This is a genomic window from Rhizobium lusitanum, from assembly GCF_014189535.1.
In the GTDB taxonomy this organism is placed as follows: Bacteria; Pseudomonadota; Alphaproteobacteria; order Rhizobiales; family Rhizobiaceae; genus Rhizobium; species Rhizobium lusitanum_C.
Genome location: NZ_CP050308.1, coordinates 3718137 through 3744350 on the forward strand (window position 1 = coordinate 3718137; position 26214 = coordinate 3744350).

Here is a 26214-nt window from a genome sequence, read left to right on the forward strand (position 1 = left end):
CGGGCTCTAGCGGCTAAGCCTCAACGACTGCTCCTGAGTAGGGGTAACCCCAAGCAAGAAAAGCGTTTCCGAGACGGTCGAGAGCGGAGACACGGGAGGCTGGAACGCTTCCGTTCCGACGATTTTCCCAAAAGAAAACCGGCCCTCCGTTCAGCCACCAGCCAGAAGACCGGGTTGCGAACAGGGCGGCTTATACGGATTTTTGCAAGAAAGGCAAGGGGAGGGGCGAAATTGGGTTGTGCGCTCGAACGTGTCGCCAATTGAAGTCCGCTCGAGCTTTTCGGCGATACTGCAATTCTGTCGACCTGGCCAGGTGCAAAGCCGCTGGCCAGGTCGAGGAGTTATTCTTCTATGGAGAAGTCTGCGGTCTCCATCGGCTTGCCATCGACCGAGAATATGATGTTGTAAGTGCCGACGGGCCAGTCCGTGTTCGGCTTTGTGATCGACGAATTGACCTGATTTTCATTTGCTTTGATATCGAAGCTTACTTCGTCGATCTTGTAATTCGGCGGAGCCGCTCCGGCAGTGTCTACCGCTATCCAGGACACGGTGATTGTCGAGCCCGATTTGACGTCATCCGTCAGGTCCGCCGCTACGAATATTTTGGCGGTATCAGGGGCGAAAGTGTCTTCGGATGTCTCCGCGTCCTTGGTTGAGGAGATAATAATGTTTGCGAAGCCGTCAGCCCACGCGATAGATGAGATAGCCGTGGCCGCGCTGAAGGTGATTGCCCAGATTGCATGTTGGAGGCGACGCATTCCCAGAACCTCTCTGTTTGGGGTGTGTTCCGGTCAAATATCAGCTTCAATATAACGAAGGTTTAAAGCTGCGAATGGTCTAGCCGGTAATAATAGATATCGAGGTATTTTCTTTGGTGTGATGTAAATTGTAAGAAAACCTATCTTTCATACAATATATTTTGCGAATCTTTTAGATATAATATCTTGAATATATAGATCGCTGCCGATAAAATAACTATGAAATTGATAGTTGGCGGCGGAAATGGTCCTGCATCGGGTGACGAGTGTCACTGAGAGAATGCCGATGACAGAGAAACGCTATGGCGCAAAAAACTTACGCATCGGAGGCAGAGAAGCAGGCTTTCACCTGCGATCCATCAGCGCCATCAAGATGACGGAGCCGCTATTTCGATCTTCTTTCCGTCCCGAAGCCTGTTGGAGACATACCAGCCATCCCACTGGGAGAACTGCTCGAACACTCTTTTGTATCCCTTGCTCTCCAGTAGCTTTTGTATCGCGCCCTCCGTCTTCGTATTGTTCTCCACAGATATGAGATCGAATTGGCGGTCGAAGCTGTAGGCGGACAATATGTCCAGCTCGCTGCCCTCGGTATCGATCGAGAGATAATCGACAACGGCCGGTGCCTGATATTTTTCAAGCAGATCGTCCAGGGATATGGTTTCCACCTGAATATGCTTTCCCTGGCTGCGAACGTCCGAGAAGTGATCGCCCGTGGAAAAATCGGCGATCGCGCTCAGCTCGGGATCGGATTCATCGGTCGCGATAAACGTGACAATCTCATTGGATTTTGAAGAGACGCATTTGTGTTCGATAAAGGCCGTTCTGTTGGTGGCCAGATCCGCGTGCCAGATTGGATTGGGTTCGGCCAGGATGCCGTTCCAGTCGAACTTCTTTTCGAGCAGCCAAGTATTGCTGTTTTTCAGTCCATTGGTTGAACCGAATTCCACGAAAAACCCGTTTCTCTTTTCCGACAGTTCAAAACAGACCCATAAATCCTGCATGATCTGGGCTTTGGAGCGGTCTCGTCTTGATAAGCAATAACTAATAAATCTGACATCTTCATTCAAGATGACATCTGATATCTGGGGCCGGTTCAGACGAATGGCATTGAATATCATCTTCTGCATAGATTTATTGCTGTGAAATCTATCGAAAATAGCTGCCATGCTGGAAAAAGTAAGTTTTCTTACATCGAACATTCTGACTATCCAGATGAGATTATAAGTCAGATCAGACTAAAGTAACTTTCCGTATCGATCAATACTTACGCGCGACAATCATGGTGCGAGCAGCTCTCATAACGTGCGCGGTACAAAATCAGGCAGGCAACTGTCGTCCAAGGCCGTCGTTGCGCCTCGCCCGAAAACGGGCAAGGCGCCTTTTCCTGGAGGTTACATCGGCAGCGGATACACCCGGTGTACCTTTTCGATCTCCGCCAATACCTCTTCCGACAGCGTCACATGGGCCGCGCCGATATCGGTCTCAAGCTGGCCGATCGACGTCGCGCCGATGATGACGGAGGTCATGAAGGGCTTGGTGAGGCAATAGGCGATCGCCAGCTTGGACGGATCGAGATTGTGCTTGGCGGCGATTTCGAGATAGGCCTTGACCGCTGGTTCCTGCAGTGGCTGCAGGCGGCCGCCTATGTCGGGGTTGATGGAGCCGCGCGAGCCGGCCGGGCGGGCGCCGCCGACATATTTGCCGGTGAGGATACCGCCGGCCAGCGGCGAATAGGAGAGCAGGCCGACATCTTCATGGTGCGACAACTCGGCGAGATCGAGATCGAAGTGCCGGTAGAGCAGATTGTATTCGTTCTGCGTCGAGACGACACGCGGCAGGTTCTTCTGCTCGGCGATCGTCAGGTACTTCTGGATGCCCCAGGTCGTCTCGTTGGAAAGGCCGAGGGCGCGGATCTTGCCGGCCTTCACCAGTTCACCCATCGTCTCCAGGATATCGGTGATATTGGCGACCACCTTCTCACGGTCCTGAGTGAAAGGGTTATAGTGCCAGTTCTGGCGGAAGTGGAAGTGGCCGCGGTTCGGCCAATGCACCTGGTAAAGGTCGATATAGTCGGTCTTCAACCGCTTAAGGCTGCTGTCTATCGCTGCGCGGATATTGGCGGCATCGGCGCCCTGGCCGCTGCGCAGATAGTCGCGGCCGGGGCCGGCGACCTTGGTGGCAAGCACGACGTCCTTGCGCCTGCCGGTCTTTTCGAACCAGGTGCCAATGTATTCTTCGGTGCGGCCTTGAGTCTCCGCGCCGACGGGCGTCGTCGGGTACATTTCGGCGGTATCGAAGAAATTGACGCCCTTGGTTAGGGCGTAATCCATCTGTTCGTGCGCCTCGGCTTCGCTGTTCTGCGTGCCCCAGGTCATCGTGCCCAGGCAGATCTGTGAAACGGAAATATCGGTGCGGCCTAAATTCTTATACTTCATGGGAAAACCTTGCGGATAACGGGAGCGTCTCTAAGGGGAAGGTCGAGCGAATTTAGGCTCGAATTGAGCAAGCGCAAGAGGAAAATTGGCACATTTCGCAGACGCAAAAGCCGTCGGCTATGGGGCTCGCGCTATTGACTCCACCGCAAACAATGTCATTTGGGAACGAAACGACGCCATAGGAAGCCTAATATAATGACTGTAGCTTTCACATTTCCCGGCCAGGGCAGCCAAACTGTCGGCATGGGCAAGGATCTCGCAGACAATTTCGCCGAAGCGCGCGCCGTCTTCGAGGAAGTTGATGAAGCGCTCGGTGAAAAGCTGTCCGACGTCATCTTCAATGGTCCAGAGGACAAGCTGACGCTGACGGCCAATGCCCAGCCGGCGCTGATGGCGGTGTCGATTGCCGTCATCCGCGTTCTTCAGTCGCGCGGCCTCGATCTGAAAAGCAAGGTCGCTTACGTCGCGGGCCATTCGCTCGGCGAATATTCGGCACTGTGTGCCGCCGGCACGTTCTCGCTTGCCGATACGGCGCGGTTGCTGCGCATCCGTGGCAATGCCATGCAGGCGGCGGTTCCGGTCGGCGTCGGCGCCATGGCGGCGATCATCGGCCTGGAACATGCTGATGTCGTCGCGGTCTGCGCGGAGGCGTCGGTCCTTGGCGCCTGCCAGATCGCCAATGACAATGGCGGCGGCCAGATCGTTATTTCCGGTGAAAAGGCCCCGGTAGAGAAGGCCGCCGAGCTGGCGACCGCCAAGGGTGCCAAGCGCGCTATCCTGCTGCCGGTCTCCGCACCCTTCCATTCCTCGCTGATGGCGCCAGCAGCCGAGGCGATGCGCGCGGCACTCGCCGACGTCGCGAAATCCAGTCCCGTCGTGCCGCTCATCGCCAACGTTCGCGCTGCTCCGGTCACGGATGCTGGCGAAATCGCCAACCTGCTGGTGGAGCAGGTCACGGGTCAGGTGCGCTGGCGCGAGACGGTGGAATGGTTCGCTGCCCATAACGTGACAACATTGTATGAGATCGGCGCCGGCAAGGTGCTGACGGGACTTGCACGGCGCATCGACAAATCGGTGAACGGCATCGCGGTGAATTCGGCCGCCGATATCGATACCGCGCTGACAAGCCTGCTTTAAGAATATTACGGAACGAGGAACACCACATGCTTGATTTGACCGGCCGCAAGGCCCCTGGTAACCGGTGCTTCGGGTGGTATCGGCGAAGAAATCGCAAGGCTGCTGCACAAGCAGGGCGCCATCGTCGGCCTGCACGGCACCCGCGTCGAAAAGCTTGAGGCGCTGGCTGCCGACCTTGGCGACCGCGTCAAGATCTTTCCGGCCAACCTGTCCAATCGCGAAGAGGTCAAGGCGCTTGGCGCCAAGGCGGAAGAGGAGCTCGGCGGCGTCGATATCCTCGTCAACAATGCCGGCATCACCAAGGACGGTCTTTTCGTGCGGATGAGCGACGAGGACTGGGACAGCGTGCTGGAGGTCGACCTCACATCCGCCTTCCTCCTGACCCGGGAACTGACGCATCCGATGATGCGCCGCCGCTATGGCCGCATCATCAACATCACCTCCGTCGTCGGCGTCGTCGGCAATCCTGGCCAGGCCAACTACTGTGCGGCCAAGGCCGGCATGGTCGGCTTCACCAAGTCGCTGGCACAGGAAATCGCAACCCGCAACGTGACGGTCAATTGCGTCGCTCCCGGCTTTATCGAGAGCGCGATGACCGGCAAGCTCAACGACAAGCAGAAGGAAGCGATCATGGGGGCCATTCCCATGAAGCGCATGGGCAACGGCGCCGAAGTCGCGTCTGCCGTCGCTTATCTCGCTTCCTCCGAGGCGAGCTACGTCACCGGCCAGACGATTCACGTCAACGGCGGCATGGCGATGATCTGAAATGGAAAAGTCTGTTGGCAGGAACTTTCCCTCCAATAGCATGTTGAGCAACGCAGAACCGGCGATTTTCTGGCTTTGCGACGGACTTAAACCGTGTTAAGCGGGCCATGACTGTGAACAGTCGCCCCGAAAATGCAGCTGGACTGCGCCGCGTATAAGGCGGCCGGACCGGATCTCAGGGCGGGGTTGAGCAGATTTGCCAACGGCACCAATAGGGGTGCTGCAGGCTTAGAACAGGGTAGGAATGTCACACGGCATTCTGATCAGGACATAAAGTCGAGGAAACCGACATGAGCGATACCGCAGAACGCGTAAAGAAAATTGTTATTGATCATCTTGGCGTTGACGCCGACAAGGTTGTTGAAGGCGCCAGCTTCATCGACGACCTGGGCGCTGACTCGCTCGACACCGTCGAACTGGTCATGGCCTTCGAAGAAGAATTCGGCGTTGAAATTCCCGATGACGCTGCCGACTCGATCCTGACGGTCGGTGATGCGGTAAAGTTCATTGAAAAGGCCCAGGCCTAATCAATTGCACTTTCTGATGGGCGGGCTCTCTGAGTCCGCCCTATTTCGTCCGGCAGGGTCGGGCGATTTCTATTAATACGCATGGCATAAAAGGACGGGGGTCTGCAGGCGATGAGACGTGTCGTTATCACGGGTACCGGCATGGTATCACCTTTGGGCTGCGGCACGGAGGTGTCCTGGTCGCGCTTGATCGCAGGGCACAATGGCGCCCGCCTCGTGACGGAATTCGAGGTTGAAGACCTCCCTGCAAAGATTGCTTGCCGCGTTCCGGTCGGTGATGGCAGCGACGGCACCTTCAATGCCGACGACTGGATGGAACCCAAGGAACAGCGCAAGGTCGATCCTTTCATCATTTACGGCATGGCAGCGGCTGACATGGCGCTGGCCGATGCGGGCTGGCATCCGACCTCTGATGAAGACCAGATCGCCACCGGCGTCATGATCGGCTCGGGTATCGGCGGCCTGGAAGGCATTGTCGAGGCCGGCTATACGCTGCGCGACAAGGGCCCACGCCGCATTTCGCCCTTCTTCATTCCCGGACGCCTCATCAATCTCGTTTCCGGCCAGGTCTCGATCCGCCACAAGCTGCGCGGTCCGAACCACGCGGTCGTCACGGCCTGTTCGACCGGCGCGCACGCTATCGGCGACGCGGCTCGCCTGATCATGCTCGGTGATGCCGACGTCATGGTCGCCGGCGGTGCCGAAGCTCCGGTCTGCCGTATCTCGCTTGCCGGTTTCGCCGCCTGCAAGGCACTGTCGACGGACTATAATGACGATCCGCAGAGGGCTTCGCGTCCCTACGACCGCGACCGCGACGGCTTCGTCATGGGCGAGGGCGCTGGCATTGTCGTTCTGGAAGAACTGGAACATGCCAAGGCGCGCGGCGCCAAGATCTACGCCGAAGTGGTCGGCTACGGCCTTTCCGGCGATGCGTATCACATCACTGCACCGTCCGCGGACGGCGAGGGTGCGTTCCGTTGCATGACATCGGCTCTGAAGCGCGCCGGCCTGACGCCGGCTGACGTCGACTATATCAACGCGCATGGGACCTCGACCATGGCCGACACGATCGAGCTCGGTTCCGTCGAGCGTCTGGTCGGTGATGCCGCTTCCAGGATCTCGATGTCCTCGACCAAGTCGGCGACCGGCCATCTGCTGGGGGCTGCGGGCGCGATTGAGGCGATTTTCTCTGTGCTCGCCATTCGCGACAGCGTCGCTCCGCCAACGCTGAACCTGGACAATCCGGAACGCGAGACGGCGATCGATCTCGTCCCGCATAAGGCCCGCAAACGGGAGATCAATGTCGCATTGTCGAATTCCTTCGGGTTCGGCGGTACGAACGCGTCACTTGTCCTGCGGCGTTATGAGGCATAATAAACTGCGCATATAAGTCCGAAAGGCGGAGGTGTTTTTCGGCAAAGCTATGCACCGCCCTTGAATGTTACCGCGTCTTTTGCGCATCCCGGATGCGTTTGCGGTAATGTCTGATCGGTCGAAAGCGGAGCTCCACCGGGCTCCGCTTTGTTTCCAGAACCTGCTTTTTGCCGCATTGCTTGGCCAAACAGCAGGCAATGACAAAACGAAGGGATTGCCGGTGAGCGATACGAATCAGAGCAACGGAACTCCGAACGGGCAGAAGGGGCCGATCATCCCGAAATCGGCCAACGAGGCGCTGCGTCCGGAGCGTGTTCCGGATCCGCCGAAGCGTTCCCGCAAAGCCCGCAGCCAGATGGTGATCTTCCTGAACTTTCTGATGACGCTGGTGGTATTCGTCATCGCTCTCGCGATCATCGGCGCCTATTACGCCATCTCCGCCTATCAGAGCCCTGGCCCGCTGGCGACCAACAGCAACTTCATCGTGCGCAGTGGCGCGGGCCTCGCCGAAATCTCCAATCGGCTCGAAGCCAATAATCTCATCTCCGACGCCCGCATCTTTCGCTATATGACGGCCACCAATCTGCATGAAGGCGAGACCCTGCGGTCCGGCGAATATGAGATCAAGGCCGGCGCTTCCATGAAGGACATCATGGAGCTGCTGAAGTCCGGCAAGTCGATCCTTTATTCGGTCACCCTGCCGGAAGGGCTGACGGTGCGCCAGATATTCAACAAGCTGCAGGCCGACACGGTGCTGGAAGGCGAATTGCCTTCGGCGCTGCCGGCTGAAGGCAGCCTGCGGCCCGACACCTATAAATTCACGCGCGGCACCAAGCGGACGGAGATCGTCCAGCAGATGGCGGGGGCGCAGGAGAAACTGGTCGATCAGATCTGGCAGAAGCGCGATCCGAACCTGACGCTGGCCAACAAGCAGGAATTCGTGACACTCGCTTCGATCGTCGAAAAGGAAACCGGTCTGGCGGATGAGCGCGCCCATGTTGCCTCCGTCTTCCTGAACCGCATTGGCAAGGGCATGCGTCTGCAATCCGACCCGACCATAATCTACGGTCTCTTCGGCGGTGACGGAAAGCCGAGCGACCGCCCGATCTTCCAGTCGGATCTGAAGAAAGAGACAGCCTACAACACCTATATCATCAAGGGCTTGCCGCCGACGCCGATCGCCAATCCGGGCAGGGACGCGCTGGAAGCCGTTGCCAACCCCTGGAAGACGCAGGACCTCTATTTCGTCGCTGACGGCACTGGCGGACACGTCTTTGCCGCGACGCTGGAAGAGCACAACGCCAACGTCAAACGCTGGCGCAAGCTCGTTGCGGAGAAGGGCGAGGACCCGAGCGCGATCGCGGTCGATGGTCAGCCTGACGACGGCGCCGCTGCTACCACCGGTTCCGGCACGCAGCAGAAAAAGAAGACGAACTGATCCTTGGCCCGCACCGTGCTTTCGATGAGACGCACGGGCGGACTCACTTTATATTCGTCCGCAATGCGCTGATTTTCGGCGGATGAGGATTTGAATCATCGGAGGCTTGCATGGTGCTGCAGTCCATGACCGGTTTTGCCCGGCGTGAAGGAACGAGCGGGCGCTCTCGCTGGGCATGGGAGCTGCGGTCGGTCAACGGCAAGGGTCTCGACGCGCGCCTGCGCCTGCCGTCGGGGCTGGAGCGCCTGGAAACAGATGTGCGCAAGCTGATCACCGACAGGTTTTCGCGCGGCAATCTCCAGGTCGGTCTTTCCGTATCCGTCGACGAAAGCCGGGTCGAAGCCGTCGTCAATCAGGGTGCGCTGGCGACTGTGCTGGCGCTGCGCGATCAGCTTGCGGGCATCATCGATCCCGCGCCGCTGCGGCTGGACACGTTGCTTGGCATCCGTGGCATCGTGGAATTCAAGGAAGCCGAGGAGAGCGAAGACGCACTTGCAGCGCGCGACGCCGACATCATGGCGGGTCTGGAGGCAGCACTTGCCGATCTCAGCGAGATGCGTAGCCAGGAGGGCCGGGCGCTTGGCCAGATCCTCCTCGGTCACGTCGCCACGATAGAGACGCTGACGGCGGTCGTGGAGCGCGATCCGTCGCGCTCGCCGCAGGAGATCGCGGCGAAGCTGGCGACACAGGTCTCCATGCTCCTGGACGGCGCTGCCAGCCTCGATCGAGACCGGTTGCATGCCGAGGCCGCGCTGATCGCCACCAGGGCCGATCTGCGCGAGGAGATCGACCGGCTGAAGGCGCATGTCGTGGCCGCGCGCGACCTCATCGCCAAGGGTGGCCCGGTCGGACGCAAGCTTGATTTCCTTGCACAGGAATTTAACCGGGAATCGAATACCATCTGCTCGAAATCGAATTCCGCGGCGGTGACCGCTGCCGGTATCGAATTGAAGGTGGTCATCGACCAGTTCCGTGAACAAGTTCAGAATTTGGAGTAGGCTATGACGCCGGCGACACCCACATCATCCATTCCCATTGCCCGCCGGGGGCTGATGCTGGCCATTTCCTCGCCATCGGGGGCAGGCAAATCAACGATCGCGCGCACGCTGCTGGACATCGACAAGCATGTCGGTCTTTCGGTTAGCGTCACGACACGGCAGCGCCGGCCGAGCGAAATCGCCGGTGTGCACTATCACTTCGTTTCGCAACGGGAGTTCGAACGGCTTCGTGATTCGGATTCGCTGCTCGAATGGGCCGAGGTCCACGGCAATTTCTACGGCACGCCGCGCGAGCCGGTGGAAACGGCGATGGCCGAAGGCCGCGACATGCTCTTCGACATCGACTGGCAGGGCGCGCAGCAGTTGCAGGAAAAGATGCCCGCCGATGTCGTCTCCATCTTCGTGCTGCCGCCGACCATGACGGAGTTGCAATCACGCCTGCACCGTCGTGCCGAGGATTCCGAAGAAGTGATTGCCACACGGCTTGCCAATTCGCGATCCGAGATCGCCCATTGGCGCGAGTATGACTACGTCATCATCAATGACGACCTGAATGCCGCCTTCGATGCCGTTCAGTCGATCGTCAAGGCCGAACGTCTGCGCCGCGACCGTCGTCATGGCATGTTCGATTTCGTACGCGGTCTCTTGGAAGAAACGCCGAAACTCTGATCCCGATCGGAAACTCCGATCCGATCGGAAGTTCTGATCTCAGGTCAGAGGCAATTCGCCAGCCTGCAGAACTCGTCGACGGAGAGCGTTTCGGCACGCCTCTGCGGGTCGATATCGGCCTTCTGTAGCAGCGTTTCGCCACCGAGCGATTTCAGGCTCTGGCGCAGCATCTTGCGCCGCTGACCGAAGGCCGCCAGCGTCACCTTTTCCAGCTTGTCGACAGAGCAGGGGATCGGGTTCTCTCTGGGCGTCAGATGCATCACCGTCGAGGTTACCTTCGGCGGTGGCGAGAAGGCCTGCGGCGATATGTCGAAGGCCATGTGCGCCTGCGTCCGCCAGCCGCAGAGAACGCCGAGACGGCCATAATGATCGTCATCCTCGTCAGCGACGATCCGCTGACCGACTTCCTTCTGGAACATCAGCGTTAGCGATTCCCAGAAAGGCGGCCAATGGCCCGGCAGCAGCCAGTTTACCAGCAACTGCGTGCCGACATTATAGGGCAGGTTGGCGATGATCTTCACCCGGCCTTCCGGCACCATCGCCGCGAAATCCGTTTTCAGCGCATCACCCTCGATGACCTCCAGCCGGCCGGGATAATGATCGGCAATTTCGGCCAGCGCCGGGAGGCAGCGCGCGTCGCGCTCGACGGCAATGACCTTGGCGGCTCCGAGCGCCAGGATGGCGCGTGTCAAACCGCCTGGGCCGGGTCCGACCTCGAAGACGGTGACGCCTTCCAGCGATCCGGCGGTGCGTGCGACCTTCTGGGTCAGGTTGAGGTCGAGCAGAAAGTTCTGGCCAAGTGCCTTGCGCGCGTCGAGGCCGTGGCGCTGGATCACATCGCGAAGCGGGGGCAGGCCGTCGAGTGCAGCCATCAGTGATTACTTCCCATTGTGTAGCCGATCTCGCTTGCCAGCCTGAGGGCGGCCACAAGGCTATCCTCCTTGGCGACGCCCTTGCCGGCGATGCCGAAGGCCGTGCCATGATCCGGCGAAGTGCGCACGAAGGGTAGGCCGAGCGTGACGTTGACGGAATCGTCGAAGCCAAGCGCCTTGGCCGGGATCAGAGCCTGATCGTGATACATGCAGATGGCGACGTCATAACGACGGCGCGCGTCGTCATGGAACATCGTGTCGGCGGGAAGGGGGCCGAAGGCATCGATGCCTTCCTTGCGCAGTAGCTCGATCGCCGGGCGAATGATCTCCTCATCCTCCTTGCCGATCGCGCCGTTCTCACCGGCATGCGGATTAAGGCCGGCGACCGCCAGCCGCGGCTTGGCGATGCCGAAGCGGGTTCTGAGATCGTGATCGGTGATCCGGCAGGTCTCGACGATGAGATCCAAGGTCAGCGCCTGCGGCACATCCTTCAGTGGAATATGGATGGTGACGGGTATGGCCCGCAGTTTCGGCCCGGCCAGCAGCATCACCGGCAACACCGGCTTGCCTGTCGCGCGTGTCGCCAGATCGGCGAGGAATTCGGTATGGCCGGGAAAGCCGAAGCCGGCGTCGTAGAGAACCGACTTGGCGATCGGATTCGTGACGACGGCCGTGGTATCGCCGTTCATGGTGAGCGAGACCGCCGTTTCTATGGCGGCGATAGTGCCCTTGGCTGTTGCGACATGCGGTTCGCCCGCGACCACAGTCACACCGGCGGCGATCGGCAGCACCGGCAGGGCCTCGGCGAAGACGCCGCAGGCAGTCGCCGCGTCTGCTTCCCGCAGGGGGATATCGAGGTTCAATTGCAGCGCCCGCGCCGCAAGAACATTCGGGTCGCCGAGAAAGAGGAAGGGCGGCAAAGCAAGCTCGCCGCGGCGGAGCCAGGCGGCGAGCGTAATATCAGGTCCGATGCCTGCTGGATCCCCTTGCGTCAGCGCGAGGGGGCGGGAAGGGTACTGCGGCATCGACGGCGATCAGCGATAGAGAATCTGCGCCTTGGAGCGCAGTTCGTCCATATACTTCTTGTCGTTGGCGCTCACGCCCTGCGCACCCGCCTTGCCGATGTCTTCGGCACGGAAGACGGCCGCAGCGGCAACGTCGTCGTTCACCTGACGCTGTGAGCAGATGGCGACATATTCAACGCCGCGATCGGTGACGACAGGGCTGGTCGTGTTGCCCTGGGCCTTTTCAAGCATAGGCTTCCAGATCTCGGGAAGATCGGGGGCCAGCACGCGGCCGAGATCCTGGACGGAGACGTCACGCATGGTCGCGGCAAAGACCTTCGCCTGGTCGCAACCTGGGAACTTGGCCCGCGAGGCTTCCGCCTCGGACTTGCGCTGGTTGAGGATGGCATTTCGTTTCGCGGCCGGCACGACGAAGACCATCTGTTTCAGGAAGTATTCCGTCGTGACCGGCTTCGTCTTGTTTTCCGTCATGCGTGTCACGAGGTCGTCGTTCGACAGGCGATTGCCGCCGCTCGAGCCAAAGCGGGCATTGACGACGCGCGGCCAGCTCATGGAGATGGCGATATAGGATTTGAAGTGATCGACGCCGACGCCCATCTTGTCGAGGATCTGACCAAGCTGCTGCGGCGACATCTTGTTGCTCGCGGCAAAGCGGCCAAAAGCACTGTCGACTTCCGTCGTTGATACCGACATGCGCACGCGGGCGATTTCAGCGCGCTTCAGCGTCTCGTCGACAAGCTGTTCCTGCGCCAGCTTGTTGAGCTCGCCCTTTTGATGTTGCAGTTTGAGGAAGTTGACACGCTTGGCGATATCGCCCGAGGTGATCACCGAGTTGTTGACAACGACCTTCACCTCGCTTGCGGCGAAGGCAACATCGCTGCTCGGCATGGCGAACGTGGCCATGATCAGCGCGGCGGCTCCGAATAGCACAGCGCGCATCGGTGTCTTTTCAGAGAACATCAATTACCCCTTCCCAAAGGTCCTTATCCGCACTGCGTCACATCGGGACGCCGTTCGCGCAATACGGCAATTTCGCGCCACCTGTCTACAACAAGCACGACGAATTGCAAAATCCTTGCGGCAAAACAATGACGCGGAGGGGAGTGGGGTCCAGTTTCAAACAAAAGGGCCGGCTCGTGGAGCCGGCCCTTTTTTCGAGTTTGATAGGTCAGAACGTGGCGTCCTGGGTGCTGCCGAGATTGACGTCGCCGAGCGTACGGAACGTGATTCGGGCGCCGATCGACCAGTTGCTTGCCGTTGCATCTGTCGAATCCTTCTTGTTCAGGAAGGAAATGCTGAAGATCGTGCATTCGTCCTCATAGGAGAGGCCAACGCCCTGGCGAGTGATCTCACTATCGTTGATGTCATAGTTCATCGTACCGAACACCGACCAGTATTCCTTGAACTTGACCTGGGCGCGCGTCTGGATTTCATCCTGATCCGAGGTGAAGCCATACTGCGGTTGTGCGGCAATATGGGTGTAGGTCGCGGATGTCTGGAAGACATCGTTGGCGAAGCCGACCGTGGTATCGCCGCGGCGGAACGCGAAATCCTTTTCGTCGAAACGATAGGATTGCGAAAGCGAAATGCCCTGCGGCGTGGTGAGGCCAAACATGGTCACGTAGTCGGAGCGGGTGGTTTCAAGCCCCGAATCCGAACCGACGCCGGCAAGATCGCTCTCCGCGAAGGAGTTGCGGCCGGCAAGCTGGAAGGATTGGCCGAAGATGTGCTGCAACTTGTAGCCACTGTCGAAGTTGCCGGTATAGCGCCAACCGACATTGGCGCGTGTGCCGCCCTCAACCCGGTCGAAGCCCGAGAACTTGTCGCGATCGAACAGGTTGGTCGCATCGAAGACAAAGCTCTGGGCATCCTCATTCGGCAATTGCCCGGCAAGCTGCTCGTCCGGGCGCACATAGAGCTGCGCGATCGGTTCGAACACATGCGTGCTGTTGTTGGTGGTGATGAGGAAGGGATACTTCGCTTCAAGGCCCAACGTGGCCATGCCACGCGTGGCATAGTCGCTCGTGTCGTAATTGCCGGAGTACGTGCCTGCTCCTGGCGCATCCATGTTCAGGCCGTAGACGTCGCCGCGAAGGGCCGCCAGCGGCGTCAACAGCAGACCTTGATCCGTGGTGAAGGTACGTTGCCACTGCACCTCGCTGGTGAGGCGCGTATAGTCTCCGGAAAGGCCGAGATAGCGGTCGTTCAGGCTGGAGTCACCGAGGGTATTGGTGGCGTCGAGCACCGATGTCGTATTACGCGATAGGTGCGTGAAGTTCATGGTCGCCGACAGCTCGCCGCCATAGACCGACTTCGGATCGACATAGTGATAGTCGACGCTCGGGTAGACGGTCGCCTGTTGCTTCGTGGCAGTGCTGTTATTATCGGTGTCCTGAACATCGTAATAGAAGGCGCGCATATCGAAATAATTGCGCTTGCCGAGACCAGTCAGATAGGCCTGGTTGGTATGGGTGCTCTGGTTGAGGCCATCGAGCCCATAGGTGCGCGAGAAGTTGTTGTCGCTCTGCGCCATGACATCCCAGCCGAACGTCCAGCGAGGATTGATCTTGAAATCCGCCTTGGAGGAAATCATTCCGCGCGTTTTGTTCTCGGCATCGCTGGTCCCGGACGTGAAAGCGCTGGGATCCATCTGGTTGATGCCGGCGACGCGCAGAGTATGCGTGCCGTTTTCAAAGCGTTGACGGAACTCGCCCTCGAGCAAGAGACCCTGGTTCGTGTAGCCGGTGGCACTGACCGTGGCATCCATGCTCGGCGAGATAACGTAATAATACGGAACCTTCAGACCAAAGCCGAGGCGCTCAGAAACACTCATCGACGGGAACAGGAAGCCGGACTTACGCTTCACCGTATTGTCCGGAACCTCGATCCACGGAATATAGGCGATCGGATGGCCGAACAGCTCGAAACGGGCATGCTCGAGGCGGACGGTATGCGTCACGCCGTTTTGAACGACACGCTGCGCCTTGACCTGCCACAGCGGTGCGCGGCCCTGCTCGGAGCAAGACTGACAGGCGGTATAGACGCCCTTCGTCAGAATCATCTGCGTGCCGCCGACACGCTCGCCCTTTTCGGCGGCCAAGCGGGTATTGTCCGGCATTTCGATGCGCAGAGCATTGACGAAACCGTCGGAGAAGCTGTCGGTGACATCCATTTTGTCACCGTACATGCGATTGCCGTCGGGGCTGATCAGCTCGACATTGCCGAGGGCCATCATCCGACCGGACTTCTGATTATATTCAACCTTCTGGGCGACCATTTTGTAGCCGCCATAGTTGATCTGCACGGCACCGGTGGCGGTGACGATCTGGTTATCCTTGTTATAGATCAATTCGTTGGACGAAAGGACCATCTTGGAGCCGTCGGGGACTTTGACCTTTACGGGAGCGGTCGCAGCACCGGCGCCGCCATTATTATTGGTGGCCTGGGCGTAAGCTACGACCGGGCTCATGAAATACGCGCATGTAGCCGTGCCCGTAACGAGAGCAGCCACAAACTTCCTGATACTCTTGCGGTTGCCCGCCACTAGCCGTCCTCCTGATGAAGCAGGATCGTTGCTCCGAATGCCAAAGCGACGACCACGGGTATCCATGTCGCCACGAAGGGAGGAACCACTCCGCTGCTCCCAAATGCTTTTACAAGCACGGTGGCAACATAAAGCACGAAGCCCGAGAGGATTCCACCCAGAATCACGGAGCGCGATTGGTTGAATCTACTGAATTTTAGGGACACGGTTGCTGCGATGAGCGTCATGGCCACCAAAAGGAATGGCTGTGACAGCAGCGAGTGAAATTGCGTTTCAAGCGCCTTGGTTGAGATGCCAAAGGACTTAGCAATCGCTATTCGATTAGAAAGATCATAAAAAGCAATGGTTTCCGGCTGAGCCAAACGCTCGGAGACGAAATCCTGTTTCAGATTAGTACGAACCTGTGTCGTGGTTTTGTGAACGGGGATTTCGCCTGGGGCGCGCTCGACGACACCGTTAAGAAGCCAGTAACCATCTTCCAACTTAGCCGACTGGGCATCCTGCCTGAGAGTGATATTTCCCTGTGAATCAAAGTGGATAAACACGACGTTCATCAGCGTCGTGCCGTTGTCGAGAACAGCCTTGGCGCCAATGATGATGTCGTTTTTGCCATCCGACTGACGCAGCCAGGGAATCGAAAGTGTATTGCGATAGGACGGATCGCCACGCAGATCGGCTTCCATCGTTTCTGCCTGCCGCTGGCCCCATGCCGCAACCGGATTAAGGGCGAACATGGTCATCAGCCCGACAGCGAACGCGCCGACAATGAAGGGTGTCATGAACTGCCAGACGGAGATTCCGGCTGCGCGCGCGATTACCAGTTCGCGGCGGCGATTGAGCGTGATCAACACGGTCATGCCGACGAAGAGGGCGATGAACGGCACCGTCTGCTGCAGGATGAACGGCAATCTGACCGCCGTCATCAGCAGACCGATTTTGACCGTATATCCCGGAAGGCCAGCAAGCCGGCCAGCGGTCTCGCTGAAGTCGACCAGATACACAAGCGAGGTAACGCCGAGGAAAAACCAGAGCGTCGTGCTGATGTAGCGCATGAAGAAGTAGCGGCCGAGCGTGCTGAAGATCATGCGCCGCTCCCATTCGAGCTGCCGGGTGTCGGCATGCGCTCCTGGATCTTCTGCCGCCAGTTGCCTAAGCGGTTGCGGATCGACACCGGCATGGACATTCTTCGGTTCCTGAACAGCAGGACGATCGCAATCAGCGTTGCCGCGATGTTGATCCCATAGAGGATGCCGACGAAATAGGGCGCCGTCTCGATCTGGTTGGCCGCGTAAAAATCCGCCCAGCGCAGCGCAAAGGCGATGGTGAGCGCCGACACCATGGGATGCAGCCGCGCTTCGCGATGGGATCGCGCATCGCCGGCGATCACCAGGGATATCAGGGCAAAAATGGCCGGCAGCGCCCAATCGGTCAGGCGTCGGTGCAATTCGGAACGGTATCCGGCTGGTTTGGCTTTATAATCCGCGTCGTTCGGATCCGGATCGAGCAGGAAGCCGAGACTGCGGTCGCCGGCGCGCAGGGTTGCCTGGCCGCGGCTTTGCGTCATGTCGGAAAGATCGAAGGAATAGGAGTCGAATTTGATGACGGATACATTGCCATCAGACGTCTTGCGGTGGACTTCGCCATCCCTCATCAGCAGCGATGAGCCACTCGCGTCGACGGCGCCTTCCTTGGCATAATAGATGAGATCAAAAGCCGGATCGCGCGAATCCACTACGAACAGGCCCTTCAGGATTCGTCCCGACATGCGCTGGGTGATCTGCACATAGAGCCCGTCTTCGATGCGCCGGAAATTCTTCTCTTCGATCACGGTCGAGAGCAGGTCAGCATAGGCTTCCGCGACCATTTGCCGGGCAGCGATACGAGCCTTCGGTTCCACCATATTGTCAACGAGGAAGGAGAAGACACTGATCGCTATGGCGAGAATCATGATCGGACGGATGATGATGCTCCGTCTCGCGCCAGCCGCTTCCATGACGGTCAGCTCCGAATCGCTGTTCATCGCGGTCAGCGTCTGCGTGATGCCAATGACCAATGCGAACGGCAAAACGACGGGAATGATGGTCGGCAGAATAAGGGTCGCGAGCTTCGCGAACGAACCAATCGACTGGCCGCTATCGGTCACAAGATTGATGCGCTGCAATACCTGAGTCGTCCAGATAATAGCGAGCACCGGCAGCAGGGCTACCAGGAACATCATGCCGACACGCCGTACGATATATGTTTCGAATAACTTCATGCCGGCCCTTAAACGCAACGCTCCGTCGGGCGAGCCGGCAGAGATTCATCCTCCTCTACGCTGTTTGCGTTTTTTTGGCGACAACCCAGTCGCAAAAAATTCGTTAATTTTCTGAGATTCTTCTGCTGTGTGTTGTTTGGGAGAGGGCCATAAGTGCCGCGAATATGACAAGGGAAGAGAGCCAGCCAAGCACGGCATCCGACAGATAGTGGCTTCCGAAAGCCACTCTGAGAGCTGGAATGAGGATCGAGACGACCGCGATCGGTGGAGCAAGGGCTGTGCGGGCGGGCTGTGGGATGATGAAGATCAGACAGAACAGCCAGCCGGCGGCGGCAGCTTCGCCGGAAATGAAGGAGCAGTTGCTGACGCATTTTCCGGCAAAGGAGCCGGCATGAACGAAATCGAGAGTGCCGCCGAAGAAGTCGGTCTGCCGCGGCCGCGGGCGGCCTGAGAACGCCTTGAGCCAGAGATTGACGATCAGCACAGGGCCGAGAAGGAGCGAGCCGAGCGCGACCTTCAGATTGCAGGCTCGCAACGTCTTGAACGTTGCGCCGTGATGCTGCCAGCACTGGATCAGCATCCAACAGAGGACGGCGGCGACGATGTAGGGAAGCTGGAAGAAGATCTCTCTCAGCAGGCGCATATGCGGATCGTCACCATAGGGGAAAATTCCGCAGATCTGGCTGGCTTTGACGGGGACGATGCATTGCTCCGGCACAAAGAACATATTGGCGACGGCGAGATCGATCTGTGGAAAAATCGAAAATAGCCCGAGCAGTATCCACCATAGGCAGAAGACAGCGACGAACGCGTCGCCCGCCGTGCGCGGTCGCAGGATCTCGGGAAAACGATCCTGGCGATCGAAGGTGCTGAAATCGATGATCAAGGTGGCGTTCCTGTCAGTGACAACGCCGGGCAGGCGGCGGCACGCAACGCATGCGCCAACAGCCTAGCGACAATAGATGACAGGGATTTGAAGGCGGCAGTGGACGCTTCTTCGCCGAATGTCTCGCCAAAAGCTTGTGTTTGAGGGGGAAAGCTTGAATGATCGAAGTCTATAATTCTATTTTGCGATACGCATATATATCGGAGCAGAAATGTCTGTGAAATTCGAGATCTCCTTTGCCAAAACGGTTCGACTGAATGGCGGTTTGGCCATTCTGCTGAAAGACACGGACAGCGAATTGCCGGCGGGGGCTGCAAGCGCCGATCCGGCCAATGTTTTCGCCAAGGCCGCGCGCATTGCTCGTTTCATCGGCAAGGGCCTGTCGAGCCTCGATATCGTCGCGCCTGAAGGCTCGCCGGTGGACCGGATCGTCATCATCGGTACGGGCAAGGCAAAAGAACTGAACGCTCATGACTGGCTGAAGCTCGGCGGCGCTGCGGCGGCGCGGATCCGCAATGTCGACAAGGCCGCGATCTTCATCGATGTGCCCGGCACTGCGGCTGGTGGCAAGGCGGCTGCCGATTTTGCTCTCGGTATACTGCTGCGCGCCTATAGCTTCGACACGTACAAGACGAAGAAGGGCGATGACGAGGACAAGAATGGTGCGCAGAAATCCGTGAAGGTGACCATCGTCACCCCGGATGTCGCGGCCGCGAAGAAGCTTTTCGCCGCCTCGGAAGCGATCGCCGGCGGCGTTATTCTCGCCCGCGATCTCGTCAACGAGCCGCCGAACATTCTCGGCCCGGTCGAGTTTGCCGCTAAGGCCAAGGCATTGGAGAAGCTCGGCGTCGAGGTGGAAATCCTGACCGAGCGCGAGATGCGCCGGCTCGGCATGGGCGCGCTGCTTGGTGTGGCGCAGGGTTCCGTGCGTCCGCCGCGCTTGGTGATCATGCAATGGAAGGGCGGCAAGGCGAAGGAGAAGCCGGTCGCCTTTATCGGCAAGGGTGTTGTCTTCGACTCCGGCGGTATTTCCATAAAGCCCGCCGCCGGCATGGAAGACATGAAGGGCGACATGGGCGGGGCTGCCGCCGTCACCGGCCTGATGCACACGCTCGCTGCCCGCGGTGCCAAGGTCAACGCCATCGGCGTCATTGGCCTGGTCGAAAACATGCCTGATGGCAATGCCCAGCGTCCGGGCGATATCGTCACCTCCATGTCCGGGCAGACGATCGAGATCATCAATACCGACGCCGAAGGCAGGCTCGTGCTTTGCGATGCGCTTTGGTACACCAATGACCGCTTCAAGCCGCAATTCATGATCAACCTGGCGACCTTGACCGGTGCGATCCTGGTCGCGCTCGGCAATCTGCAAGCCGGCCTGTTCAGCAATGACGACCAGCTGGCAAACCAGCTTACCGCCGCCGGCCTTGTTACCAATGAGCGCCTGTGGCGCATGCCGCTCGGCAAGGACTACGACAAGATGATCGACAGCAAGTTCGCCGACATGAAGAACACCGGCGGCCGCTACGCAGGCTCGATCACCGCTGCCCAGTTCATCAAGCGATTCGTGCAGGAAACCCCTTGGGCACATCTCGATATCGCTGGCACGGCAATGGGCTCGGCTCAGGACGAGATCAACCAGTCCTGGGGTTCGGGCTTCGGTGTGCGCCTGCTCGACGAGCTGGTCCGCGAGAACTACGAATCGTGACCTTCGACTATGTTTGAGATAGGAGAGGCGGCATGACCGACGTTCTCTTCTACCATTTGACGGAATCGAAGCTCGAAGATGCGCTGCCGCCCTTGATCGACAAGTGTGTCGAGCGCGGCTGGCAGGTCGCCATCCAGACACGGGAGCCGGTCCGGCGCGATGCGCTGGACACTCATCTGTGGACCTATCGCGAGGATAGCTTCCTGCCGCATGGCACGGACGAAAGCGAGATGGCGGACAAGCAGCCGGTCCTCCTGACCGTCTCGCCGGACAACCTGAACAACGCCAGCGTCCGCTTCTTCATCGATGGCGCCGAAGGCTCGGATATCGACACCTACCAGCGCGTCGTCTTTATTTTCGACGGCTACGATCAGGAGCAATTGGAAGGCGCCCGCGCGCAATGGAAGAAGCTGAAGGGCGAGGGGCACAGCCTCACCTATTGGCAGCAGACCCAGGAAGGGCGTTGGGAAAAGAAGGCGTGATGCCGCTCAGATGGGGTCGTCAGCCGCTAGGACCTTGTCGATAAAGGCTCGCTTCGCTTGCGTATAGGCGGCGCGATTGTCGGCATATTTCCCGGCCAGGTCGATCTTCAGCATTTCATAGGCCAGTGCCAGATCGGGATTTGCACGCAGCCTGCCGCGAAATAGAAGCCACCGATTCCAGTTGATGCCGTTATATTCAACGATATGAACGAGATGCGTGCGCGTCTCGCCCTTGACGCCGCGGCCGAAAATATGATCGTCGGGAACGATATCGGTGCCGGCATAGTCGTAGCCGATGGCCTCCATCGGCTGGATGCACGCCAAACCGTCGTCAAAGCGCCGGACACCGACGGCGATATCGATAATAGGCTTGGCCTTGATCGACGGGATCGACGTGCTGCCGATATGCTGGATGTCGAGGGCGAGATCGCCAAGCGCCCCACGAATGCCAGCTTCCTCCAGCCTGTAGGCTTCCAGCCATCGGGCATTCGACTCGGCAAGCGTGACACACTTGTTCCCGACACCTAATCCAAAGCTATCGTCGCTTTCCGAGGACATTGTCATCTCCTTGACGAATGAAGATGCGCCACCTTAGCATTCCGCGTGGCGCATCTCACCGGTCAATCGAGCCTAGTCGTGGAAAGCGTCCACGAACTTACGCTTGCCGAGCATGAAGGCATCGGCGACGTGGCGTAGCGGCGCGAGGTCGACATCGGACGTGCCGGCTTTGACGATCTCGGCGAAGCGGCGGTAGAGCGAAGGATATTCCGCCTCGGGGGCCGTGAACGTGAGTTCGCCGTTGACGGAGAGCTTCGAGCCGCCTTCGGCAAGCACCATCTGGCCCGCTTCGGTTTCGGCGACGATATCCCAGCTCTGCTTGCCGGTCTGGCGCCAGTCGAATTCGGCATGAACCGGAAGCCCCTTGCCGCTCTTGAAATGCAGGTCGGCGGCGATCGGCGAATCGCGGTTCTCAGGGAATTCCAGCACGGCGCCGGTTAGGAAAAGCGACGGCAGGATATGGGTGACGATCGACAGCGCGTTGATGCCCGGATCGAAGACGCCGAGACCGCCGGCCTGCCAGATCCATTCCTGGTTCGGATGCCAGTGACGCACATCTTCCTTCCAGATCACATGCACGCTCTTGATCGTCGTGGCGTCGAGGAAAGCCTTGGCGGCTTCGACAGCGGGCGCGTAGCGCGAATGCCAGCTGGCGAACAGCGAAACACCCTTTGCATTGGCAAGCGCCTCAAGATCGGCAACTTCGCTAAGCGTCGCGCCCGGCGGCTTTTCCAGGAAGACGTGCTTGCCGGCCTGGAGCGCCTTGTAGGCGGCCTCGTAACGATATTGCGGCGGCATGCAGAGCGAGACAGCATCGATCTCGGGAACCGCGTCCAGCATCGCTTCAATGGTGGTGAAGGCCGGAATGCCTTCGACCGTACCGTGGCGGCTTGCTGTGGCGATCAGTTTGAAATCCGGATTGCTGGCAATGGACGGAAGATGCTGGTCGCGGACGATCTTGCCGACACCGACGATAGCGAGATTGATGGGGGACATGGGTGTCTCTCGATTAGTATGATTATTGGCATGGTCTTTTATCAGAACGCCACGGACGGGCAAGGGCGGGAAAGCGCAAATGCGACACCTGTCCGACGCTAGGCCGCGCTCACCCTGCCATTATCATAGTTGGAAAACCAGCTCACACTCTTGATTGACAGCGTGAAATCGGCACTCTGCCTGTGCGCGGCAAGAGATCCCGGGAAGAAATCGCCGCGGGGGAAAAATCATGAAAGCATTGCTCGGCTTCAGCCGGCTCATAGATCATGTCACGGAGATCATCGGCAAATCGGTCTCCTGGCTCATCCTGGTTGCCGTTTTGGTCAGCGCCGGAAACGCCATCGTCCGAAAGGTATTCAATATTTCGTCGAATGCCTGGCTGGAGGCGCAATGGTATCTGTTCGGCGCCGCCTTCATGCTCGCCGCCGCCTATACGCTGCGGCAGAACGAGCATATCCGCATCGATATCCTCTACGGTTCCCTGTCGCGGCGCGTACAGCACTGGATCGATCTTCTCGGCCATTGCCTGTTTCTCATGCCTTTCGTGCTTTTGATGGTCTATGACCTCATCCCCTATGTCCGGATGTCCTTCATGTCCGGCGAGGTGTCCTCCAGTGCCGGCGGCCTGATCATCTGGCCGGGCAAGGCGCTGTTGCTGGCGGGCTTCTTTCTGCTGGCGCTGCAGGGTGTTTCCGAGATCATCAAGAAGATCGCCATCATGCGCGGCGATATGGATGACCCGACACCCTATGTGCCGACCCACGCGCCTCTTGATATCGAGACGCATGCAGGGGAGGTGCGCTGATGTTGGAATTCATTGCCGTGAACATGGCTCCGATCATGTTCGCTTCGCTTATCATCTTCCTGCTGATCGGCTATCCCGTTGCCTTCGCGCTCGCAGCCAACGGCCTTCTGTTTTTCTGGATCGGCGTCGAGCTGGCGCCCTATTCGGGCGGCTCGATCAATCTGTCCTGGCCGCTGCTCAACGCGCTGCCGGATCGCTTCTGGGGCGTGATGTCGAACGACACGCTGTTGGCGATCCCGTTCTTCACCTTCATGGGTATCGTGCTGGAACGCTCGGGCATGGCCGAGGACCTGCTCGACACGGTCGGCCAACTCTTCGGCCCGATCCGCGGCGGCCTTGCCTATGCGGTAATCTTCGTTGGCGCGCTGCTGGCGGCCACCACCGGCGTCGTTGCCGCCTCGGTTATCGCCATGGGCCTGATCTCGCTGCCGATCATGCTGCGCTATGGCTATGACCGGCGGGTTGCGTCCGGCGTCATCGCCGCATCGGGCACGTTGGCGCAGATCATCCCGCCGTCGCTGGTTCTGATCGTGCTGGCGGACCAGCTCGGCCGCTCCGTCGGTGACATGTATGCCGGCGCCTTGATCCCCGGCTTGGTGCTGACCGGCCTCTACATGCTCTATGTGCTGATCATGTCCATCGTCCGGCCAAATTCCATGCCGGCGTTGCCGAAGGAAGCGCGCTCTCTCGGCTCGGGCGTGACCTCGCTCTTCGTCGCGCTCCTTGTCTGCGCCGGCGTCGCATACGCCGCCCATGTCTATCTGACGCCGATCTATGGCGAAAACGCCGACATTCTCGGCGCAACCGTTGGCGTCGCGTTCATCTACACCATCGCCGTCGTCGACAAGACGATGAAGTTCAACCTGATGTCGCGGTTGGCGCAGCAGGTGATCATCGTGCTGATCCCACCCCTGGCACTGATCTTCCTCGTGCTCGGCACCATCTTCCTCGGCATCGCGACGCCGACCGAAGGCGGCGCGATGGGGGCGGTGGGCGCGCTGATCATGGCGGCGGCCAAGGGCCGGCTGAGCATGGACGTTGTCCGCTCGGCGCTCGCTTCGACGACGCGGCTCTCGTCCTTCGTGCTGTTCATCCTGGTCGGCTCGCGCGTGTTCTCGCTGACTTTCTACGGTGTCAATGGCCATGTCTGGGTGGAGCATCTGCTGGTGTCGCTGCCGGGCGGCGAAGTCGGCTTCCTGATCGCCGTCAATCTGCTGGTCTTCTTCTTGGCCTTCTTCCTCGATTTCTTCGAGCTGGCCTTCATTATCGTGCCGTTGCTGGCTCCCGCCGCCGAGAAGCTCGGTATCGACCTGATCTGGTTTGGCGTGCTGCTCGGGGTCAACATGCAGACCAGCTTCATGCATCCGCCCTTCGGCTTCGCGCTGTTCTACCTGCGCTCGGTCGCTGCAAAGGTGCCCTATCTCGATAAGGTGACGGGCAAGAACACGGCGCCGGTGACGACCGGGCAGATCTATTGGGGAGCGGTGCCCTTCGTCGGCATCCAGATCGTGATGGTTGCGCTGACGATCATGTTCCCGCAGATGGTCATGCACTATAAGGGGGCGGGTACAGGCATCGATCCCAATACGATCAAGATCGAGGTGCCGGGCTTCGGCGCTCCCGGCCAGGACAATGGCGGCGGCCTCGGCCTGCCCGGCCTGCAGCTCCCGGGTGACAACTCGCTGCGGGACAAGCCGCCCGGTCAGTATGGCGGGCAGGCCAGTCCGCCCGCCAACGACCTCAGCCAGCCACCATCGTTTAAATGAGAGAAGGGCTAGCGCTCTTCATGGCTTCAAAAGAAAAACCCCGGAGCAACACTCCGGGGTTTTCATTTGACAGCGGGCGAAGATCAGATCTTCCCGGCGCGCTGCTGGGTCATCATGTAGACGTCGTAGCTGTATTCGGCGACCTGGGCGTAGAGGTAATGCTGGCCACGGAAGGCCTTTATCGATTCCCAGATCTTCTTGAAGGTCGGGTTTGAGGCTTCCATTTCGGCATAGACCTCGTTCGATTTCTCGAAGCAGGCGTTGAGGATTTCGGTGCTGAAAGGACGCAGCTTTGCGCCTTCGGCGACGACGCGCTTGATGGCGGCCGGGTTCAGATAGTCGTATTTCTGTAGCATGTTGGCGTCGGTCGCCTGGGCCGCGGTGCGCAACAGCGACTGATAGGCCTTCGGCAAGCCCTCATAGGCCGCCTTGTTGAACATCACATGCACGGTCGGGCCACCTTCCCACCAGCCGGGATAGTAGTAGTAGGGCGCGACCTTGTAGAAGCCGAGCTTTTCGTCGTCATAGGGGCCGACCCATTCGGCCGCGTCGATCGTGCCTTTTTCCAGCGCCGGATAGATGTCGCCGCCGGCGATCTGCTGCGGCACGACGCCAAGGCGCTCCACCACCTTGCCGGCAAAGCCGCCGATACGCATCTTCAGGCCCTTGAGGTCGGCAACCGTGTTGATTTCCTTGCGGAACCAGCCGCCCATCTGCACGCCGGTATTGCCGCCGGGGAAACCGATCAGCCCTTGCGTCGCCAGGAACTCATTGAAGAGGTCGATGCCGCCGCCGTGATACTGCCAGGCGTTCATCCCACGGGCATTGAGCGCGAAGGGAACGGCCGCTCCCAGCGCCCAGACCGGATCCTTGCCCCAATAATAATAGGAGACGGTATGGCAGGCTTCGACCGTGCCTGCCGACGTCGCGTCGGCGGCCTGAAGCCCGGGCACGATTTCGCCGGCCGCGAAGACCTGGATCGTGAAATTGCCGTCGGTCGCTTCCGATACATATTTCGACAGCACTTCCGCGCCGCCATAGATCGTGTCGAGCGACTTCGGGAATGATGACGTCAGGCGCCAGTTGATTTTCGGATTGCTCTGAGCAATGGCCGGAGCCGCAAGGGCGGCAGCGGCAACCGAGCCGGCACCGGCAACGCCGGCTTTCCTCAGAAATGAACGACGATCCATCTATATTCTCCCCCCAGGATA

The 26214-nt window shown here is 59.3% G+C and carries 23 protein-coding genes and 1 pseudogene; 11 read left to right on the forward strand and 13 right to left on the reverse strand.

Annotated elements, in window-relative coordinates; genetic code table 11:
- Positions 1–341 precede the first annotated feature (341 nt).
- From HB780_RS31755 to HB780_RS31765, 3 genes are all read right to left on the reverse strand, one after another.
- Positions 342–758, reverse strand: a complete 417-nt coding sequence (locus HB780_RS31755) for a hypothetical protein (RefSeq protein WP_183692341.1) — start codon at positions 756–758, stop codon at positions 342–344.
- A 368-nt stretch (positions 759–1126) separates the two neighbouring features.
- The gene (locus HB780_RS31760) at positions 1127–1960 is read right to left on the reverse strand and encodes an FkbM family methyltransferase (RefSeq protein ID WP_183692343.1); all 834 of its coding nucleotides are present in this window, start codon (positions 1958–1960) and stop codon (positions 1127–1129) included.
- 192 nt (positions 1961–2152) lie between these two features.
- Positions 2153–3196, reverse strand: coding sequence for an aldo/keto reductase (locus tag HB780_RS31765; RefSeq protein ID WP_183692345.1), 1044 nt, complete (start codon positions 3194–3196; stop codon positions 2153–2155).
- A 195-nt stretch (positions 3197–3391) separates the two neighbouring features.
- Here HB780_RS31765 and fabD point away from each other — a divergent pair, with 195 nt between their 5' ends.
- The 7 genes and pseudogenes from fabD to gmk all read left to right on the forward strand — a co-directional run bounded on the left by fabD (position 3392) and on the right by gmk (position 10104).
- Entirely contained in the window at positions 3392–4333 is a 942-nt protein-coding gene (fabD, locus tag HB780_RS31770) for an ACP S-malonyltransferase (protein ID WP_183692347.1), read from the forward strand.
- Between the two features lie 26 nt (positions 4334–4359).
- Positions 4360–5098 (forward strand): annotated as a pseudogene (gene fabG, locus HB780_RS31775) (3-oxoacyl-[acyl-carrier-protein] reductase).
- 290 nt (positions 5099–5388) lie between these two features.
- Positions 5389–5625 (forward strand): acyl carrier protein, encoded by a 237-nt coding sequence (locus HB780_RS31780; protein ID WP_047464729.1) that lies wholly within the window; start codon positions 5389–5391, stop codon positions 5623–5625.
- A gap of 111 nt (positions 5626–5736) precedes the next feature.
- Positions 5737–6999: a beta-ketoacyl-ACP synthase II gene (fabF, locus tag HB780_RS31785; RefSeq protein WP_183692349.1), complete on the forward strand. Its 1263-nt coding sequence runs from the start codon at positions 5737–5739 to the stop codon at positions 6997–6999.
- Positions 7000–7219: 220 nt separating this feature from the next.
- Complete coding sequence (gene mltG / locus HB780_RS31790; protein ID WP_183692351.1) at positions 7220–8437, forward strand: endolytic transglycosylase MltG; 1218 nt, start codon at positions 7220–7222, stop codon at positions 8435–8437.
- Between the two features lie 110 nt (positions 8438–8547).
- Positions 8548–9435 carry a YicC/YloC family endoribonuclease gene (locus HB780_RS31795; protein WP_183692353.1) on the forward strand — a complete coding sequence of 296 codons (888 nt, stop codon included), beginning with the start codon at positions 8548–8550 and terminating at the stop codon, positions 9433–9435.
- A 3-nt stretch (positions 9436–9438) separates the two neighbouring features.
- The gene (gene gmk / locus HB780_RS31800) at positions 9439–10104 is read left to right on the forward strand and encodes a guanylate kinase (protein ID WP_183692356.1); all 666 of its coding nucleotides are present in this window, start codon (positions 9439–9441) and stop codon (positions 10102–10104) included.
- Between the two features lie 44 nt (positions 10105–10148).
- Here the strand turns inward: gmk and rsmA are convergent, their stop codons facing one another.
- The 7 genes from rsmA to HB780_RS31835 form a co-directional block, all read right to left on the reverse strand.
- Complete coding sequence (gene rsmA / locus HB780_RS31805) at positions 10149–10976, reverse strand: 16S rRNA (adenine(1518)-N(6)/adenine(1519)-N(6))-dimethyltransferase RsmA (RefSeq protein WP_183692358.1); 828 nt, start codon at positions 10974–10976, stop codon at positions 10149–10151.
- Positions 10976–12001 carry a 4-hydroxythreonine-4-phosphate dehydrogenase PdxA gene (pdxA, locus tag HB780_RS31810; protein ID WP_183692360.1) on the reverse strand — a complete coding sequence of 342 codons (1026 nt, stop codon included), beginning with the start codon at positions 11999–12001 and terminating at the stop codon, positions 10976–10978. The genes rsmA and pdxA overlap by 1 nt, the downstream gene beginning before the upstream one ends.
- Before the next feature lie 9 nt (positions 12002–12010).
- Positions 12011–12961 carry a SurA N-terminal domain-containing protein gene (locus HB780_RS31815; protein ID WP_183692362.1) on the reverse strand — a complete coding sequence of 317 codons (951 nt, stop codon included), beginning with the start codon at positions 12959–12961 and terminating at the stop codon, positions 12011–12013.
- Positions 12962–13169: 208 nt separating this feature from the next.
- A complete protein-coding gene (locus tag HB780_RS31820; protein WP_286203099.1) occupies positions 13170–15470 on the reverse strand; it encodes an LPS-assembly protein LptD in 2301 nt (766 codons plus the stop codon).
- A 74-nt stretch (positions 15471–15544) separates the two neighbouring features.
- On the reverse strand, positions 15545–16630 hold the full coding sequence (gene lptG, locus HB780_RS31825; protein ID WP_183692364.1) for an LPS export ABC transporter permease LptG: 1086 nt from the start codon (positions 16628–16630) through the stop codon (positions 15545–15547).
- The gene (locus HB780_RS31830) at positions 16627–17802 is read right to left on the reverse strand and encodes an LptF/LptG family permease (RefSeq protein ID WP_183692366.1); all 1176 of its coding nucleotides are present in this window, start codon (positions 17800–17802) and stop codon (positions 16627–16629) included. Before HB780_RS31830 ends, lptG begins: the two co-directional genes overlap by 4 nt.
- Positions 17803–17905: 103 nt before the next feature.
- Entirely contained in the window at positions 17906–18688 is a 783-nt protein-coding gene (locus HB780_RS31835; RefSeq protein ID WP_183692368.1) for a phosphatase PAP2 family protein, read from the reverse strand.
- 211 nt (positions 18689–18899) lie between these two features.
- On the opposite strand from HB780_RS31835, the gene HB780_RS31840 reads away from it, so the two are divergent.
- Both HB780_RS31840 and HB780_RS31845 read left to right on the forward strand, forming a co-directional pair.
- Complete coding sequence (locus HB780_RS31840) at positions 18900–20396, forward strand: leucyl aminopeptidase (protein WP_183692370.1); 1497 nt, start codon at positions 18900–18902, stop codon at positions 20394–20396.
- Positions 20397–20428: 32 nt separating this feature from the next.
- The gene (locus tag HB780_RS31845; RefSeq protein WP_183692372.1) at positions 20429–20878 is read left to right on the forward strand and encodes a DNA polymerase III subunit chi; all 450 of its coding nucleotides are present in this window, start codon (positions 20429–20431) and stop codon (positions 20876–20878) included.
- Positions 20879–20884: 6 nt separating this feature from the next.
- Here the strand turns inward: HB780_RS31845 and HB780_RS31850 are convergent, their stop codons facing one another.
- On the reverse strand, positions 20885–21436 hold the full coding sequence (locus HB780_RS31850) for a GrpB family protein (protein WP_183692374.1): 552 nt from the start codon (positions 21434–21436) through the stop codon (positions 20885–20887).
- Between the two features lie 72 nt (positions 21437–21508).
- A complete protein-coding gene (locus HB780_RS31855; RefSeq protein WP_183692376.1) occupies positions 21509–22432 on the reverse strand; it encodes a Gfo/Idh/MocA family protein in 924 nt (307 codons plus the stop codon).
- 229 nt (positions 22433–22661) lie between these two features.
- On the opposite strand from HB780_RS31855, the gene HB780_RS31860 reads away from it, so the two are divergent.
- Together HB780_RS31860 and HB780_RS31865 are read left to right on the forward strand one after the other, a co-directional pair.
- The gene (locus HB780_RS31860) at positions 22662–23237 is read left to right on the forward strand and encodes a TRAP transporter small permease subunit (protein ID WP_183692378.1); all 576 of its coding nucleotides are present in this window, start codon (positions 22662–22664) and stop codon (positions 23235–23237) included.
- A complete protein-coding gene (locus tag HB780_RS31865) occupies positions 23237–25003 on the forward strand; it encodes a TRAP transporter large permease (RefSeq protein WP_183692380.1) in 1767 nt (588 codons plus the stop codon). Before HB780_RS31860 ends, HB780_RS31865 begins: the two co-directional genes overlap by 1 nt.
- Positions 25004–25086: 83 nt before the next feature.
- Here HB780_RS31865 and HB780_RS31870 read toward each other — a convergent pair whose 3' ends face one another.
- Positions 25087–26193, reverse strand: a complete 1107-nt coding sequence (locus tag HB780_RS31870; protein WP_183692382.1) for a TRAP transporter substrate-binding protein — start codon at positions 26191–26193, stop codon at positions 25087–25089.
- Positions 26194–26214: the final 21 nt, after the last annotated feature.

Bases quoted from the DNA above. Each gene is read 5' to 3' on its own strand.
- HB780_RS31755 (WP_183692341.1), bottom strand. From the start codon at position 758: ATGCGTCGCCTCCAACATGCAATCTGGGCAATCACCTTCAGCGCGGCC.
- HB780_RS31760 (WP_183692343.1), bottom strand. From the start codon at position 1,960: ATGTTCGATGTAAGAAAACTTACTTTTTCCAGCATGGCAGCTATTTTC.
- HB780_RS31765 (WP_183692345.1), bottom strand. From the start codon at position 3,196: ATGAAGTATAAGAATTTAGGCCGCACCGATATTTCCGTTTCACAGATC.
- fabD (WP_183692347.1), top strand. From the start codon at position 3,392: ATGACTGTAGCTTTCACATTTCCCGGCCAGGGCAGCCAAACTGTCGGC.
- HB780_RS31780 (WP_047464729.1), top strand. From the start codon at position 5,389: ATGAGCGATACCGCAGAACGCGTAAAGAAAATTGTTATTGATCATCTT.
- fabF (WP_183692349.1), top strand. From the start codon at position 5,737: ATGAGACGTGTCGTTATCACGGGTACCGGCATGGTATCACCTTTGGGC.
- HB780_RS31795 (WP_183692353.1), top strand. From the start codon at position 8,548: ATGGTGCTGCAGTCCATGACCGGTTTTGCCCGGCGTGAAGGAACGAGC.
- gmk (WP_183692356.1), top strand. From the start codon at position 9,439: ATGACGCCGGCGACACCCACATCATCCATTCCCATTGCCCGCCGGGGG.
- rsmA (WP_183692358.1), bottom strand. From the start codon at position 10,976: ATGGCTGCACTCGACGGCCTGCCCCCGCTTCGCGATGTGATCCAGCGC.
- pdxA (WP_183692360.1), bottom strand. From the start codon at position 12,001: ATGCCGCAGTACCCTTCCCGCCCCCTCGCGCTGACGCAAGGGGATCCA.
- HB780_RS31815 (WP_183692362.1), bottom strand. From the start codon at position 12,961: ATGTTCTCTGAAAAGACACCGATGCGCGCTGTGCTATTCGGAGCCGCC.
- HB780_RS31820 (WP_286203099.1), bottom strand. From the start codon at position 15,470: ATGAGCCCGGTCGTAGCTTACGCCCAGGCCACCAATAATAATGGCGGC.
- lptG (WP_183692364.1), bottom strand. From the start codon at position 16,630: ATGATCTTCAGCACGCTCGGCCGCTACTTCTTCATGCGCTACATCAGC.
- HB780_RS31830 (WP_183692366.1), bottom strand. From the start codon at position 17,802: ATGAAGTTATTCGAAACATATATCGTACGGCGTGTCGGCATGATGTTC.
- HB780_RS31840 (WP_183692370.1), top strand. From the start codon at position 18,900: ATGTCTGTGAAATTCGAGATCTCCTTTGCCAAAACGGTTCGACTGAAT.
- HB780_RS31845 (WP_183692372.1), top strand. From the start codon at position 20,429: ATGACCGACGTTCTCTTCTACCATTTGACGGAATCGAAGCTCGAAGAT.
- HB780_RS31850 (WP_183692374.1), bottom strand. From the start codon at position 21,436: ATGTCCTCGGAAAGCGACGATAGCTTTGGATTAGGTGTCGGGAACAAG.
- HB780_RS31855 (WP_183692376.1), bottom strand. From the start codon at position 22,432: ATGTCCCCCATCAATCTCGCTATCGTCGGTGTCGGCAAGATCGTCCGC.
- HB780_RS31860 (WP_183692378.1), top strand. From the start codon at position 22,662: ATGAAAGCATTGCTCGGCTTCAGCCGGCTCATAGATCATGTCACGGAG.
- HB780_RS31865 (WP_183692380.1), top strand. From the start codon at position 23,237: ATGTTGGAATTCATTGCCGTGAACATGGCTCCGATCATGTTCGCTTCG.
- HB780_RS31870 (WP_183692382.1), bottom strand. From the start codon at position 26,193: ATGGATCGTCGTTCATTTCTGAGGAAAGCCGGCGTTGCCGGTGCCGGC.